General features: G+C 70.0%; 10 protein-coding genes and 1 pseudogene. 4 read left to right on the top strand and 7 right to left on the bottom strand.

Going from position 1 to position 13,950, the window contains the following annotated elements; translation table 11 throughout:
* Window positions 1–9: 9 nt before the first annotated feature.
* The gene (gene cydB / locus I5731_RS09990) at window positions 10–1,014 is read left to right on the top strand and encodes a cytochrome d ubiquinol oxidase subunit II (RefSeq protein ID WP_197311702.1); all 1,005 of its coding nucleotides are present in this window, start codon (window positions 10–12) and stop codon (window positions 1,012–1,014) included.
* A 191-nt stretch (window positions 1,015–1,205) separates the two neighbouring features.
* Here cydB and I5731_RS09985 read toward each other — a convergent pair whose 3' ends face one another.
* The 3 genes and pseudogenes from I5731_RS09985 to I5731_RS09975 form a co-directional block, all read right to left on the bottom strand.
* A complete protein-coding gene (locus I5731_RS09985; RefSeq protein WP_197311243.1) occupies window positions 1,206–2,099 on the bottom strand; it encodes a DUF1194 domain-containing protein in 894 nt (297 codons plus the stop codon).
* 251 nt (window positions 2,100–2,350) lie between these two features.
* Complete coding sequence (locus I5731_RS09980) at window positions 2,351–4,027, bottom strand: electron transfer flavoprotein-ubiquinone oxidoreductase (protein ID WP_197311242.1); 1,677 nt, start codon at window positions 4,025–4,027, stop codon at window positions 2,351–2,353.
* 175 nt (window positions 4,028–4,202) lie between these two features.
* A pseudogene (locus I5731_RS09975) lies at window positions 4,203–5,258 on the bottom strand (PA0069 family radical SAM protein); the annotation flags it as partial.
* Between the two features lie 254 nt (window positions 5,259–5,512).
* On the opposite strand from I5731_RS09975, the gene I5731_RS09970 reads away from it, so the two are divergent.
* Window positions 5,513–6,247 (top strand): glycosyltransferase, encoded by a 735-nt coding sequence (locus tag I5731_RS09970; protein ID WP_197311240.1) that lies wholly within the window; start codon window positions 5,513–5,515, stop codon window positions 6,245–6,247.
* Window positions 6,248–6,258: 11 nt separating this feature from the next.
* Here the strand turns inward: I5731_RS09970 and moaB are convergent, their stop codons facing one another.
* Together moaB and I5731_RS09960 are read right to left on the bottom strand one after the other, a co-directional pair.
* The gene (gene moaB / locus I5731_RS09965) at window positions 6,259–6,819 is read right to left on the bottom strand and encodes a molybdenum cofactor biosynthesis protein B (protein ID WP_197311239.1); all 561 of its coding nucleotides are present in this window, start codon (window positions 6,817–6,819) and stop codon (window positions 6,259–6,261) included.
* A 122-nt stretch (window positions 6,820–6,941) separates the two neighbouring features.
* Window positions 6,942–7,784, bottom strand: a complete 843-nt coding sequence (locus I5731_RS09960; protein ID WP_197311238.1) for a formate/nitrite transporter family protein — start codon at window positions 7,782–7,784, stop codon at window positions 6,942–6,944.
* Between the two features lie 184 nt (window positions 7,785–7,968).
* Here I5731_RS09960 and I5731_RS09955 point away from each other — a divergent pair, with 184 nt between their 5' ends.
* On the top strand, window positions 7,969–8,616 hold the full coding sequence (locus I5731_RS09955) for a ceramidase domain-containing protein (protein ID WP_197311237.1): 648 nt from the start codon (window positions 7,969–7,971) through the stop codon (window positions 8,614–8,616).
* A 12-nt stretch (window positions 8,617–8,628) separates the two neighbouring features.
* Here the strand turns inward: I5731_RS09955 and I5731_RS09950 are convergent, their stop codons facing one another.
* Entirely contained in the window at window positions 8,629–10,749 is a 2,121-nt protein-coding gene (locus I5731_RS09950; RefSeq protein WP_197311236.1) for a putative bifunctional diguanylate cyclase/phosphodiesterase, read from the bottom strand.
* Window positions 10,750–11,010: 261 nt separating this feature from the next.
* On the opposite strand from I5731_RS09950, the gene I5731_RS09945 reads away from it, so the two are divergent.
* On the top strand, window positions 11,011–13,296 hold the full coding sequence (locus tag I5731_RS09945) for an NADP-dependent malic enzyme (RefSeq protein ID WP_197311235.1): 2,286 nt from the start codon (window positions 11,011–11,013) through the stop codon (window positions 13,294–13,296).
* Between the two features lie 82 nt (window positions 13,297–13,378).
* Here I5731_RS09945 and I5731_RS09940 read toward each other — a convergent pair whose 3' ends face one another.
* On the bottom strand, window positions 13,379–13,870 hold the full coding sequence (locus I5731_RS09940) for an SRPBCC family protein (protein WP_197311234.1): 492 nt from the start codon (window positions 13,868–13,870) through the stop codon (window positions 13,379–13,381).
* Window positions 13,871–13,950 lie beyond the last annotated feature (80 nt).

The following is a 13,950-nucleotide window of genomic DNA, read 5'->3' as shown; positions in this document are numbered from 1 at the left end:
ATGACCGGCATGGAACTCTATCTTCCGGTGATCTGGGCGGCGGTGATCGCCGTCGCCGTCGTGCTCTACGTCGTCCTCGACGGCTTCGACCTCGGCCTCGGCATCCTGTTCCCGTTCACGAAGGACGAGCGCGAGCGCGACCAGATGATGAACTCGGTCGCACCGTTCTGGGACGGCAACGAGACCTGGCTCATCCTCGGCGGCGGCGGCCTCTGGGTCGCCTTCCCGACGGCCTATGCGGTCATCATGCCGGCGCTCTACCTGCCGGTGATCGCGATGCTTCTCGCCCTCGTCTTCCGCGGCGTCGCCTTCGAGTTCCGCTGGGTGGCAAAGCCCGACCACCGGCTCTGGGACATCGCCTTTACCGGCGGCTCGACCCTCGCCGCCTTCGCGCAAGGGGTGATCCTCGGCGGGCTGCTCGACGGCATCACCGTCGCCGACCGCCAGTTCGCCGGAGGACCGTTCGACTGGGCGACGCCGTTCGCGCTGCTCTGCGGCGTCGCCGTGGTGGTGGGCTATGCGCTGCTCGGGGCGACCTGGCTCAACATGCGCGTCACCGGCGCGCTGGAGATCAAGGCCCGCGGCTGGGCGCGGGGGCTGCTCGTCGCGGTGATGCTGTTCATGGGCGTCATCAGCCTGTGGACGCCGCTGCTGTTCGAGCGCATCGCGACGATCTGGTTCTCGATGCCGAACTTCCTCTACCTCGCGCCGGTGCCGCTGCTGGCGCTCGGCTGCGCGCTGATCGTCTGGCGCGGGCTCGACCACGGCAGTGCCGCGGCGCCGTTCTTCGGCACCGTCGGCCTGTTCCTGCTCGGCTTCATCGGCCTTGCGATCTCCAACTTCCCCTACCTCGTGCCGCCGTCGCTGACGGTGTGGGACACCGCCGCCGCGCCCGAGAGCCAGGTCTTCATGCTGATCGGCGTGGTCGCCCTGCTACCGGTCATCCTCGCCTACACGGCGTTCATGTACTGGACCTTCCGCGGCCGCATCCGGCCGGGGGAGGGGTATCACTGAGGGTAGGGGTGCCGGAAATTCGGCATAGAGAGGCTACCATCCCTTCTCCCCTCGCGGGAGAAGGTGGCCGCGCAGCGGCCGGATGAGGGGGGCGGCGCCGCGGCGAGCGCTGAACTTTCCGCGACGTCGCAACCCCTCATCCGCCCTTCGGGCACCTTCTCCCGCAAGGGGAGAAGGAAAGTCGCGCCCCCCTACGGGTCCATGTAGCGGCGCCAGAGCTGCTCGCCGATCATGCAGTCGACGTTGCTGGTCTCCTCGAACAGCATCTGCGCCGGGATCGCCACCGGGGCGGCGGCGGCGATCTCGAGCACCAGCTTGCGGCGCACCGCGGCGACGAGCTGGTCGGGCCCCTGCACCGGCACGATGAACGCCCCCGGCCCGCCGATGACGCACTTCTGGTAATAGGCGTCGAGGTTCGGGATCGAATAGGGGCTGTAGCCGGGCGCCTTCAGCATGATCGGCAGCCCGTTGATCACGATGCCCTTGGCGACCACCGCATCCCGCGCCGGCGCGACCGGGGCACCGCGATTGTTCGGCCCGTCGCCGGAGACGTCGATCACCTGGCGATAGGAGCGGTAGCCGCTGCTCTCGAACAGCGCCGCGGCAGCGAGCAGGCCGGCGGAGATCGAGGTGCCGCTCGCGGTGCCGATCGTCGCCCCGGCCACCTTGTCGGCGAAGTCCGCCGCCGACACCTCATCCTCGATGATCTGCCAGGGCACCGCGACGCGGTGCTGGCCCGGCCCGGCCCATTCGAAATAGGTGACGGCGATCCGCCCGAGCAGGCCGCTGCGGATCGCGGCCATCACCTCGGGATGCTTGAGCGCCTCGACATAGCCGCTGCGCTGCAGCAGTTGCTCGTCATAGTCCATGGAGCGGGAGATATCGACCGCCAGCACCAGCTCGAGGTCGACCTCGGTCTCGGCGCGGGCCGGCGCCGACGAGAGGCCGACGGCGGCGAGCGCGGCGGCGGCGATCCGTTTGAGCCGGTGGCCGTAGCCGGTCTCCGGCGTAATCCGGCCGGTTTCGAGGTGTCGCGCTGCGGCTTTACGGCCGAGCGGATGAACGGCGTGGCGACATGTCGTCATGGCCCCTCCTCGTTCCAAGGGGCATGACGCCGGCGAGGCATCGACCCCTTGAGATCGAGTTTGGGCGGTGACGGGGGGAGGTCAACCCGCGCCGGGGTCATAAATCGGTTATCGGGCACCGGCGGCGACGGTTGATTGTCGCACTATTGCTGCAATGCAACAGTTTGATGTCGCATCGCAACAAAGTGTCGCGCGGCGCCCTGCCGCAGTTCCGCCGGCGGACGGCGGGGCAGGAAACCCGCCTCCTAAAATTACATGTTCGGGTAGTTCGGCCCGCCGCCGCCTTCGGGCACCGTCCAGACGATGTTCTGATTCGGGTCCTTGATGTCGCAGGTCTTGCAGTGCACGCAGTTCTGCGCGTTGATCACGAAGCGCGGCCGCTGCCCCGCCTCCTCGATCCACTCGTAGACCCCCGCCGGGCAATAGCGCGTGGACGGCCCGGCGAAGATGTCGAGCTCCTGGCGCTGCACCGACGGATCCTTCAGCCGCAGATGCACCGGCTGGTCTTCCTCGTGGTTGGTGTTCGACAGGAACACCGAGGACAATCGGTCGAAGCTGATCTTGCCGTCGGGCCGCGGATAGGCGATCGGTTTGGCATGCCGCTTGGTGAAGGTCGCGGCATGGTCCGGCTTGCCGTGCTTCAGCGTGCCGAACAGCGAGAAGCCGAACAGCTCGTTGGTCCACATGTCGATCCCGCCGAGGCTGATGCCCGCCAGCGTGCCGAGCTTCGACCACAGCGGCTTGACGTTGCGCACCTTGTAGAGGTCGCGGCCGATCTCGCTCGAGCGCCAGCCGGCCTCGTAGTCGGTGAGTTCGTCCTGCGCCCGGCCGGCGGCGAGCGCCGCGGCGACGCTCTGGGCGGCCTGGATGCCGGAGAGCACCGCGTTGTGGCTGCCCTTGATGCGCGGCACGTTGACGAAGCCGGCCGCGCAGCCGAGCAGCGCCCCGCCCGGGAAGACGAGCTTCGGCACCGACTGCCAGCCACCCTCGGTGATCGCGCGCGCGCCGTAGGAGATCCGCTTGCCGCCCTCGAAGACGTCGCGGATCGCCGGGTGCGTCTTGAAGCGCTGGAACTCCTCGAACGGCGAAAGATACGGATTGGTGTAGTTGAGGTGGACAACGTAGCCGACCACGACCTGGTTGTCCTCGAGGTGGTAGAGGAACGAGCCGCCGCCGGTCGAGAAGCCGAGCGGCCAGCCGAAGGAATGCTGCACGAGACCCGGCTTGTGCTTGGCCGGATCGATCTGCCACAGCTCCTTCAGGCCGATTCCGTATTTCTGCGGCTCGGCGTTGCGGTCGAGGCCGAAGCGGGCGATCAGCTGCTTGGCCAGCGAGCCGCGCACGCCCTCGCCGATCAGCACGTACTTGCCGTGCAGTTCCATGCCGCGCTGGAAGTTCGGCCCCGGCGTGCCGTCGCGGTGGACGCCCATGTCGCCGGTGGCGACGCCCTTCACCCGGCCCTCGTCGTCGTAGAGCACCTCGGCCGCGGCAAAGCCCGGATAGACCTCGACGCCGAGCGCCTCCGCCCGGGCCGCCAGCCAGCGGCAGACGTTGCCGAGCGAGCCGACGTAGTTGCCGTGGTTCGACATCAGCTTCGGCATCGCGAAGTTCGGCAGCCGCACGCTGGCGGCCGGGCCGAGCACCAGGAACTGGTCGTCGGTCACCGGCGTCTTCAGCGGCGCGTCCGGGTCGTCGCGCCAGTCGGGCACCAGCTTGTCGAGGCCGCTCGGATCGATCACCGCGCCGGAGAGGATGTGCGCGCCGACTTCCGAGCCCTTTTCGAGCACGACCACCGAAATGTCCGCGCCGGTCTCGGCCGCGAGCTGTTTCAGCCGGATCGCGGCGGCGAGGCCCGCCGGCCCCGCGCCGACGATCACGACGTCGAATTCCATCGCTTCGCGTTCCGGCAGGTCCTGCGCCTCCAGCATCCGTCTCTCCTCTCGCGGGCGGGCGCCGCAGCGCCGCCGCCCGTTTCGACCGGTTCCAAACTCGCGCCGCACCTTAGCGGCGGGGCAAAGCCCGCGCAAAGCCAACCTCGCCGGCCCGGCGCCGCATTTTGGCGCATAAGCCTTTTGGCCCTGGCGCGCCGGCGCCGGTGGCGGCTCAGAACAGGGAGAGCTGCACGCCGCCGCCGGCCGGCTTCTGGAAGAGATCGGTGCGCAGCTTGGCGCGGTCGCGGTTGAGGCCGAGCCGGCGCGCCGCGATCTCGAAGCGGCGGCCGATCTGCCAGGCGTAGGGCCCGCTGCCGCGCATGCGCTTGCCCCATTCGGCGTCATAGTCCTTGCCGCCGCGCATGCTGCGCAAGACCGACATCACATGTCGGTAGCGATCCGGAAACAGCCTGAGCAGCCAGTCGCGGAAGATGTCGGAGACCTCGAGCGGCATCCTGAGCAGCACGTAGCCGGCCTCGCGCGCGCCCATCGCGCTCGCCGCCTCCAGGATGCGCTCGATCTCCGGGTCGGTCAGCACGGGGATCACCGGCGCCACCATGACGCCGGTCGGGATGCCGGCTTCCGCGAGCTGGCGCACCGCGTCGAGCCGGCGCGCCGGGGTCGAGGCGCGCGGCTCCATCGCCCGGGCGAGATGCCGGTCGAGCGTCGTCACCGACAGGGCGACCTTGGCGAGGCCGCGCTCGGCCATCGGGGCGAGAATGTCGATGTCGCGCGTCACCAGCGCCGACTTGGTGACGATGCCGACCGGGTGGTTGGTCTTCGACAGCACTTCCAGCACCGCCCGCGTCAGCCGGTACTCGCGCTCGATCGGCTGGTAGGGATCGGTGTTGGTCCCCATCGCGATCGTCTTCGGCTGGTAGGAGGGCGCGCCGAGCTCGCGCTCGAGCAGCTCCGCCGCATTCGGCTTCACGAACAATCGCGTCTCGAAGTCGACCCCGGGCGACAGCCCCATGTAGGCGTGCGACGGCCGCGCGAAGCAGTAGACGCAGCCGTGCTCGCAGCCGCGATAGGCGTTCACCGAGCGGTCGAACGAGATATCGGGCGATTCGTTGCGCGTGATGATGGTGCGCGCCTTCTCGACCTGCACGGTGGTCTTGAACGGCGGCAGTTCCTCGTCACTCGCCCAGCCGTCGTCGAAGCCGATGACGGCGGTCTTCTCGAAGCGACCGGACGGATTGATGCCGGCGCCGCGGCCGCGGCGCCGGTCGGGGGCGATGCCGTCGTCGCCGAGCCCGTCGGCGTGACGCGTGTCGGACAGCCCGGCGTCGGGTGCGGAGGCCGGGCGGGTGCCGGTCCGCGGGATCGCGGGCGAGGCGGCGGGGCGGGGTTTGAGCTGAGGTGCGGCCATGACGCGAACATAGCTCGATCACAGGAACAAAGAAAGAACAAATGCCGGTGATCGCTGCCGCACTGCGCAAACACGCTCGCAATTGCGGCAAAAATTCGCTAGTCGAAATAGGTATGCTGAGCGTCGTCATTCCTACGCGAAATTCGGAGCAGGGGCTCGCCCTGACGTTGTCGTCGCTGGTGTCCGCGGCGGCCGACGGGACCGTGCGCGAAGTCGTCGTCGTCGACGGCGGCTCGTCCGACGGCACCGAAATCGTCGCCGATGCGGCCGGTTGTGTCTGGCTCGACGGATCGGCGGCGCTCGGCGAGCGCCTGGCGCTCGGCGCCGCCACCGCGACGCGCGGCGAGTGGCTGCTGTTCCTGCGCCCGGGCATCGTGGTCGAGCCCGGCTGGCAGCGCGAGGTCGGCAGCCTGATCGAGCGCATCGCGCGCAGCGCCGACACCGGCAAGGGCCGCGATCACGTCATCGTCTTCCGCTACGCCCTCGACGACATCGGGCTCCGGGCGCGGTTGCGCGAACTGTCGGTGGCGATCGGCAGCCGGCTGGTCGGCGTGCCGCACCGGACGCAAGGGCTGCTGATCTCGCGCGCGCATTATCGCAGGATCGGCGGCTTCCGGCCGCTGCCCGTGCTCGAAGACGTCGATCTCTTCCGTCGCATCGGCCGCTTCCGCAGCCTGACGCTGCGCGCCCGCGCCAGCGTCGTCGCCTATGCGGAAGGTAACGAGGACGGGGCGCTGCGGCGGCTGCGCCGCTCGACCTGCCGGGCGCTCGCCGCCCTCTGGGTGCCGCCGCGCTACCTCGTGCGCCTGCACGGCCCCGGCCTCTCGACCGGCGACTTCCTGCGCTGAACCAGGTCGTGTCAGACCGGCGTCGTGCGCAGCTTGCCGCGCTTCAGGTGCTCGTCGAGGCGGGGCATGATCTCGACGAAGTTGCACGGCATGTGCCGGTAGTCGAGCTGCGATTCCAGGATCCCGTCCCACGCATCGCGGCAGGCGCCCGGCGAGCCCGGCAGCACGAAGATGTAGGTCGCGTGCGCAACGCCGGCGGTCGCCCGCGACTGGATCGTCGAGGTGCCGATCTTCTCGTAGGAGATGCGGTGAAAGATCGCCGAGAAGCCGTCCATGCGCTTCTCGAACAGCGGCTCGACCGCTTCCGGCGTGACGTCGCGGCCGGTGAAGCCGGTGCCGCCGGTGGTGATCACCACGTCGACGGACGGGTCCGCGATCAGCCGCTTCACGACCGACTGGATCGCCGGGATCTCGTCGAGGACGATCTCGCGCCCCGCGACCACGTGGCCCGCCGCCTCGATGCGGCTCGCCAGCGTCTCGCCGGAGCGGTCGTCGCCCGGGCCGCGGGTGTCGGACACGGTGACCACGGCAATCCGCAGCGGCACGAACTGGCGGTCGAGATCGAGCGTCATCGGGCATCTCCATCGCGGCGTGGTTCGCTGCGCCGCGTCCCCGCTATATGGACCCTCGATCTGCGCGGCGGAAGGGCAGGCGCCGCGTGGTCCCGGTCGGCTGCCCCGATCTGGCGCCTCCCTCAGCCGCCGCGGTAGATCGCCCGGTAGACGAGCGCGACGCCGCCGGCGCCGCCGATCATGTTGCCGACGGTGGCGATGAGCAGTTGCAGGATCGCGGTGCCGACGCTGCCCTCGGCGCCGAGTGCGAGGCCGGCGGGGATCAGGAACATGTTGGCGATCGAATGCTCGAAGCCCATCGTCACGAAGGCGGTGATCGGGAAGGTGATCGCGAGGATCTTGCCGGTCACGTCGCGCGCGGCGAACGTCAGCCAGACCGCGAGGCAGACGAGCGCGTTGCAGAGGATGGCGCGGGCGAAGGTCTCCAGCGGGGACAGCGCCAGCTTGCCCTCGGCAATGCGGATCGCCGTCGCTCCCACGGCGCCGCCGTCGAGGCTGTAGGTGCCGGCGGCGAGCACCAGCGCCACCATCGCCAGCGCGCCGACGAGGTTCGCCGTATAGACCACGACCCAGTTGCGCAGCAGCGCCCGCAGCGTGACGCGCCGGTCGACGAAGGCCATCACGATCATCGCATTGCCGGTGAACACCTCGGCGCCGCCGACGACGACCAGCACGAGGCCGAGCGAGAAGGCGACGCCGCCGAGCAGCCGTGCCGGCCCGAACGGCTCGTCGGCGACCCCGGTCATCACCACAGTGAAGAACAGCGCACCGAACGACAGGAACACCCCGGCGACGGTGCCGAGCATGAACAGCGGGCCGATGGCAAGCTCCGCCTTGGCGACGCCGGCCTCGTGCATCCGGCGCGCGATCTCGCGCGGGGTGTAGGCGTCGATGCCGGTGGGGTTGCCGCCGGGCACCGGCGCTGCCCCCGTCTCGCCGGGTCCGCGCTGCGGCCGATCGGTCATCGTGTCGACACGGCTCCTGTGCTTGGTTCGGGGAATGACCCGCGGCTGGCGGCCCGGATCGCCGGGCCGATGAAGCTAGCGTCCGGCGCGGCGCTCCGCACCTGCCAAATCGGCGCAGACGGTCCGGGGCGGAACGCCGGCGCGGCCGCCGGGTTGGAGAGAACGGGTAGCGGGAGGGCGCAGCGTGGACTGGAACGGCTTCATCGACGGCTATTGCGAGCGCCTCGCGCCGGGTCTGCTCGGCGAGCCGGTCAACGCCGTGACGAACCTCGCCTTCTTCGTCGCCGCCGCCTACGGCGTCCGCCTCGCACGCCGACACGGCGATCGCGGCGTTCTGGTCCTTGCCGGCATCGCCGCCGTCATCGGCACCGGCTCGCTGCTGTTCCACACGGCCGCGACGCGCTGGGCGCTGCTCGCCGACGTGATCCCGATCGCCGTCTTCATCGCGGTTGCCTTCGGCCTCGTGCTGCGCCGGCTGCTCGGTTTTTCTCCCCTTGTCGCGGCCGTCGGCGCGGCCCTCTTCATGGCCGCTTCGCCGGCGGTCGGCGCGCTCGTCGCGCCGCTGGTCGGCTCGGGGTCGGGCTATGTCGCGCCGCTGCTGGCGATGGCGGTAATCGGGGCGGGACTCGCCCTGCGCCACCGGCCCGGCGGCGGCCCGCTGCTTTGCGCCGCTGCGGTGTTCGCGGTGTCGCTGACGCTGCGCACTCTCGACGAGCCGCTCTGCAGCGCCTTCCCGCTCGGCACCCACGGCGGCTGGCACGTGCTCAACGCGGTGGTGCTGGCGCTGGTGATGCGCGCGCTCGGCGGGCGTGGCGCGGCCCGGGGCGGCTAAGCGCCGGGCGGCTCAGGCGCGCAGGCTGGAGTGCGCTCCGGTGGCGACGAGCCTCGCTGCGTCCGCCGCCGGCACCGGCCGGCTGAACAGGTAGCCCTGGCCCTCGTCGCAGCCCTGGCCGAGCAGCCAGTCGCGCTGTGCCTCGGTCTCGACGCCCTCGGCCGTGGTGCGCATCTTCAGCGCGCCGCCGAGCCCGATCGCCGCCTTCAGGATCGCCTCCGCGTCGGCGCGGCGGCCGATGTCGCGCACGAAGGACATGTCGATCTTGATGCGATCGAACGGGAACGAGCGCAGGTAGCTCAGCGACGAATAGCCGACGCCGAAATCGTCGAGCGAGATGCTGACGCCGAGCGAGCGCAGCTGCTCCAGCATGGCGCGCATCGCGCTGTTTTCGGAGAGCGGAACCGTCTCGGTGATCTCGAGGTCGAGCCGGGCCGGCGACAGCCCCGTCTCGTGCACCGCGCGCACCACCGTCAGCACGAAATCCGGCCGGGCGAGTTGCGACGGCGACAGGTTGACCGAAACACCGATCGCCGCCGGCCAGCCGGCCGCCTCCCGGCAGGCACGGCGCAGCACGAAGTCGCCGAGGTCGGCGACGAGGCCGGCGCGCTCGGCGATCGGCACGAACTCCGAGGGCGCGACCGGGCCGCGCACCGGATGTGTCCAGCGCACCAGCGCCTCGAAGCTGAGGATCCGGCCGGAGGCGAGGTCGACGATCGGCTGGAAATGCACGTCGAGCTGCTGCTTCTCGATCGCTTCGGCGAGATCGCGTTCGAGCAGGCGCTCGGCGCGGATGCCCTCGGCCATGCGGTCGCTGAACAGGCGGTAGCGCCCGTGCCCCTCGCTCTTCGCGCGGTAGACGGCGATGTCGGCGTTCTTCAGCAACTCCGCGATGTCGTCGCCGTCGCGCGGCGAGCGTGCGGCGCCGAGACAGGCGGTGATCTGCAGCCGGTGTCCTCCGATCTGCAGCGGCGCGGCGATCGCCTTCAGCACCCGGACCGCGAGTTCCTCGACCGCGGCGTCGTCGGTCGCGCCACGCTGGATGACGGCGAACTCGTCGCCGCCGAGCCGCGCGATGTTCTCGCCATAGCGCAGGCAACCGGCGACGCGGGCCGCGACTTCCTTCAAGACCTGGTCGCCGACGTGATGGCCGAAGGCGTCGTTGACGATCTTGAAGTTGTCGAAGTCGACGAAGTGCAGCGCGAGGCCGGTGCCCATGCGGCGGACGGCTTCCAGCGCATCGCCGGCGCCGCGCTGGAAGCCGAGCCGGTTCGGCAGGCCGGTGAGGTAGTCCCGCAGCGCGAGCTCCTCGACCCGGTTGCCGGCCTCCTCGTGCTCGATCGCGATCGCCGACAGCGCGAGGCAGGCTTCGACGATGCGGCGGTCGGCCTCGTCGGGGCCGCGGCATTCGCGATAGTAGAACGCGAAGGTGCCGACGACCCGGCCGTCACCGGCCTTGATCGGGCTCGACCAGCACGCCTTGAGACCGAGGGGCCATGCCAGGTCCTTCGCCACGGCCCAGCGGGGGTCGTTCGCGATGTCGGTCACTTCGACCGGTTCGCCGAGGAAGGCGGCCGTGCCGCAGGATCCGACCATCGGGCCGATCGAGATGCCGTCGATCGCGCGGCAGAAATGGCTCGGCAGCGAGGGGCTGGCGAGGTGGCGCAGGCGGCCGGCCGGATCGACGGCGAGAACCGATGCGACGATCCCCGGGCGCATCGCCTCGACGTCGAGGCAGAGGCGGTGCATGACGGCCTGGAGCCGCTTGCCGGTGGCCACGTCCGCGAGGATGCGCTGCTGCAGCAGCGCCAGCGCCGACAGTGCGGCCGCGTCGTCGCGATCGGGCTCGGCCAGCGCGAGCACCCGGCCGTCGAGCGTGATGCCACGCACCTTCAGCGTGATGGGGTGGCCGGGAGCTTCGCCGACCGGCGCCGGAGAGGAAAGCAGGTCGGTCTCGCCGGTGGCGAGGCGGGCGAAGGCCGCGTCCCACCGCTCGGGGGCGAGGTGCGGCAGCCACTCGAAGATCGTTCGGGCGGCGCTGCCTGTTTCCGCGGTTCCTGTCGCGAGCACGATCCGCGTACCATCGGCGCCGAACAGCGCGGCACTGAAGTCCCGGATTTCGGTCTGCGGCATCTCTGGCCCTCGCATCGACCTCGGCTTGCCCCACGTCCGCCGGCCCCAGTCGGCAACCAGAGTGACGGGCAACTGTAAAGATCACATTGCCAGGCTGCGAAAATCCGACTGAAACGCCGGCGCATCCACGAGCATACGTTGCCGGGCCGCGAGGACCGACCGGCGACTAATCGGTTCAGGATGTCGCCGTCGCGGGTGATCCGATCCGTCGATGTGGTAAGAGGGCGGACAAATTGCCGCACCAAAGACGGAGCCAAGACGATGACGGAGAAACGCCTGACCGGCAGTGAACTCGACGAGGCGGCGCTGTTCTACCACCGCGCTCCCCGCCCCGGAAAGCTCGAGATTCGCGCGACCAAGCCGCTCGGCAACCAGCGCGACCTCGCGCTCGCCTATTCCCCCGGCGTCGCGGCACCGTGCCTTGCGATCCAGGCCGACCCGGCGCTGGCGATGGACTACACCTCCCGCGGCAACCTCGTGGCCGTGGTCTCGAACGGCACTGCCGTGCTCGGCCTCGGCTCGATCGGACCGCTGGCCTCGAAGCCGGTGATGGAGGGCAAGGCGGTCCTCTTCAAGAAGTTCGCCGGCATCGACGTCTTCGACATTGAGGTCGACGCGATGGACGTCGCCCGCATGGTCGACGTCGTCTCGGCGCTGGAGCCGACCTTCGGCGGCATCAACCTCGAGGACATCAAGGCGCCGGAGTGCTTCGAGATCGAGGCGCAACTCCGCGCGAAGATGAACATCCCCGTCTTCCACGACGACCAGCATGGCACCGCGATCATCGTCGGGGCGGCGGTGGTGAACGCGATGGCGCTCGCCGGCAAGTCGCTCGGCGAGATCAAGCTGGTCGCGTCGGGAGCGGGCGCCGCCGCGCTCGCCTGCCTCAACCTGCTGGTCTCGCTCGGCGTCGACCGCCGCAACATCTGGGTCACCGACCTCGAGGGCGTCGTCTACGAGGGGCGCGAGGTGCTGATGGACCGCTGGAAGTCGGTCTATGCCCAGCCGACCGAACATCGGAAGCTCGCCGACGTCATCGACGGCGCCGACGTCTTCCTCGGCGTCTCGGCCGCCGGGGTGCTGAAGCCCGAGATGGTGGCGCGGATGGCGAAGAACCCGCTGATCCTGGCGCTGGCCAATCCCAACCCGGAGATCACGCCGGAAGCGGTACAGGCGGTGCGCAGCGACGCGATGATGTGCACCGGCCGCTCGGACTATCCGAACCAGGTCAACAACGTCCTCTGCTTCCCCTACATCTTCCGCGGCGCCCTCGACGTCGGCGCGACGACGATCAACGAGGAGATGAAGCTCGCGGCGGTGCAGGCGATCGCGGCGCTCGCCAAGGAGGAACCCTCCGAGATGGCGGCGCAGGCCTATGGCGGCGACACCCAGACGTTCGGCGCGAAATACCTGATCCCGTCGCCGTTCGACCAGCGGCTGATCCTCCGCATCGCCCCGGCGGTCGCGCGCGCCGCGATGGAGAGCGGCGTCGCGACGCGGCCGATCGCCGACTTCGACGCCTATCTCGACCGGCTCACCCGCTTCGTGTTCCGCTCCGGCCTCGTGATGAAGCCGATCGTCGCCGCCGCGCGGCAGGACCGCAAGCGCGTGATCTACGCCGACGGCGAGGACGAGCGCGTGCTGCGCGCCGCCCAGGTCGTCGTCGAGGACGGCATCGCGACGCCGATCCTGATCGGCCGCCCGCAGGTGATCGAGACCCGGCTGAAGCGCTTCGGCCTGAAGATCCGCCCGGGCACCGATTTCGAGCTGATCAACCCCGAGGACGATCCGCGCTACCGCGGCTATGTCGACCTCTATTTCGAGCTCGTCGGCCGCCGCGGCGTGACGCCGGAGACGGCGCGCACCAACGTCCGCACCAATGCCACCATCATCGCCGCGCTGGCGCTGAAGCGCGGCGAGGCGGACGCGATGCTGTGCGGCCTCGAGGGCAAGTTCACCCGGCACCTGCGCGACATCCGCCAGATCATCGGCGCGGCGCCGGGCGTCTCGGACTTCTCGACGATGAGCCTCCTCATCAACAACCGCGGCGCCTGGTTCCTCACCGACACCTACGTCACCGACAATCCGTCGGCCGTCGAGATCGCCGAGATGACGCGGATGGCCGCCGCCGAGATCCGCCGCTTCGGCATCACGCCGCGCGCCGCCCTGCTGTCGCATTCGAGCTTCGGCTCGCACAGTTCGCCGAGCGCGGTGAAGATGCGCGAGGCGGTCGAACTGCTCTGGGCGCACTATCCCGAGCTCGCCGTCGACGGCGAGATGCACGGCGACGCGGCGCTGTCCGACCTCGTGCGCGAGCGGGTAATGCCGAACTCGCGGCTGAAGGGCGAGGCAAACCTGCTCGTGTTCCCGACGCTGGAAGCCGCCAACATCGCCCTGACGCTGCTGAAGACGATGACCGACGCGCTGCACGTCGGCCCGATCCTGCTCGGCTCGGCGCAGTCGGCGCACATCCTGACGCCGTCGGTCACCTCGCGCGGCATCGTCAACATGTCTGCCTTCGCCGCCGTCTGCGCGCAGGGCAACTGAGGCAGGTGCAACTACGCCGACCCGGGGACCCGGGTCGGCGCATCTTCCGAGGCGCGGTCGCGAGGGGCGCCGCGCGCGGCGGTCAGCTGCCGCTCTTCACCTTGGCGAGCAGGCCGTCGAGCCCGGCGGCGTAGATGCCCTCGATCGCGGCCTTCGCCTCGTCGTCGGTCGCGCCCTTGGCGTCGAAGGTGCCGGTCCAGCGGATGCCCGCGCCGCCGTCGTCGTCGGCTTTGGTCGACAGCGTGGAGACGTAGTTCGCCACCGGCAGCGGGCTTTCGACGATCGAGTAGGTGTACTTGTGCTCCGCGTCGCTCCAGCTCTCGAGCTTTTCGAGGATGCTGCCGCCGCCGTTGAGGTCGAGCGTGCGGAAGGTGGCGCCGTCCTTTTCGGACAGCGTGCACTTCGCCACCGCCGGATGCCAGGCGGCGATGCCGCAGAAGTCGCCGATCGCCGACCATGCGGCGTCGACCGTGATGCCCTGATCTTCCACCCGCTTCTTCGCCTCGATGGCCAGAGCCGGGGCCGTGAAGAAGAGACCGGCCGCGAGGCCGATCAGAAGTGCGCGATGTCTCATGGTTCCCTCGTCCGGCATGCGATGCCCTCGTCCCGGGGCACCCGCCGATCCGGAACGCTACGCCCGTCCCCGGGGCGACT

The organism is Methylobrevis albus (assembly GCF_015904235.1).
Lineage (GTDB): Bacteria > Pseudomonadota > Alphaproteobacteria > Rhizobiales > Pleomorphomonadaceae > Methylobrevis_A > Methylobrevis_A albus.
This window is presented reverse-complemented; position numbering and strand designations above follow the sequence as displayed.

Coding starts and splice junctions, on each gene's coding strand:
- I5731_RS09980 (WP_197311242.1), bottom strand. CDS start 4,027: ATGCTGGAGGCGCAGGACCTGCCGGAACGCGAAGCGATGGAATTCGAC.
- I5731_RS09940 (WP_197311234.1), bottom strand. CDS start 13,870: ATGAGACATCGCGCACTTCTGATCGGCCTCGCGGCCGGTCTCTTCTTC.
- I5731_RS09985 (WP_197311243.1), bottom strand. CDS start 2,099: ATGACGACATGTCGCCACGCCGTTCATCCGCTCGGCCGTAAAGCCGCA.
- I5731_RS09970 (WP_197311240.1), top strand. CDS start 5,513: ATGCTGAGCGTCGTCATTCCTACGCGAAATTCGGAGCAGGGGCTCGCC.
- I5731_RS09950 (WP_197311236.1), bottom strand. CDS start 10,749: ATGCCGCAGACCGAAATCCGGGACTTCAGTGCCGCGCTGTTCGGCGCC.
- I5731_RS09945 (WP_197311235.1), top strand. CDS start 11,011: ATGACGGAGAAACGCCTGACCGGCAGTGAACTCGACGAGGCGGCGCTG.
- moaB (WP_197311239.1), bottom strand. CDS start 6,819: ATGACGCTCGATCTCGACCGCCAGTTCGTGCCGCTGCGGATTGCCGTG.
- cydB (WP_197311702.1), top strand. CDS start 10: ATGGAACTCTATCTTCCGGTGATCTGGGCGGCGGTGATCGCCGTCGCC.
- I5731_RS09960 (WP_197311238.1), bottom strand. CDS start 7,784: ATGACCGATCGGCCGCAGCGCGGACCCGGCGAGACGGGGGCAGCGCCG.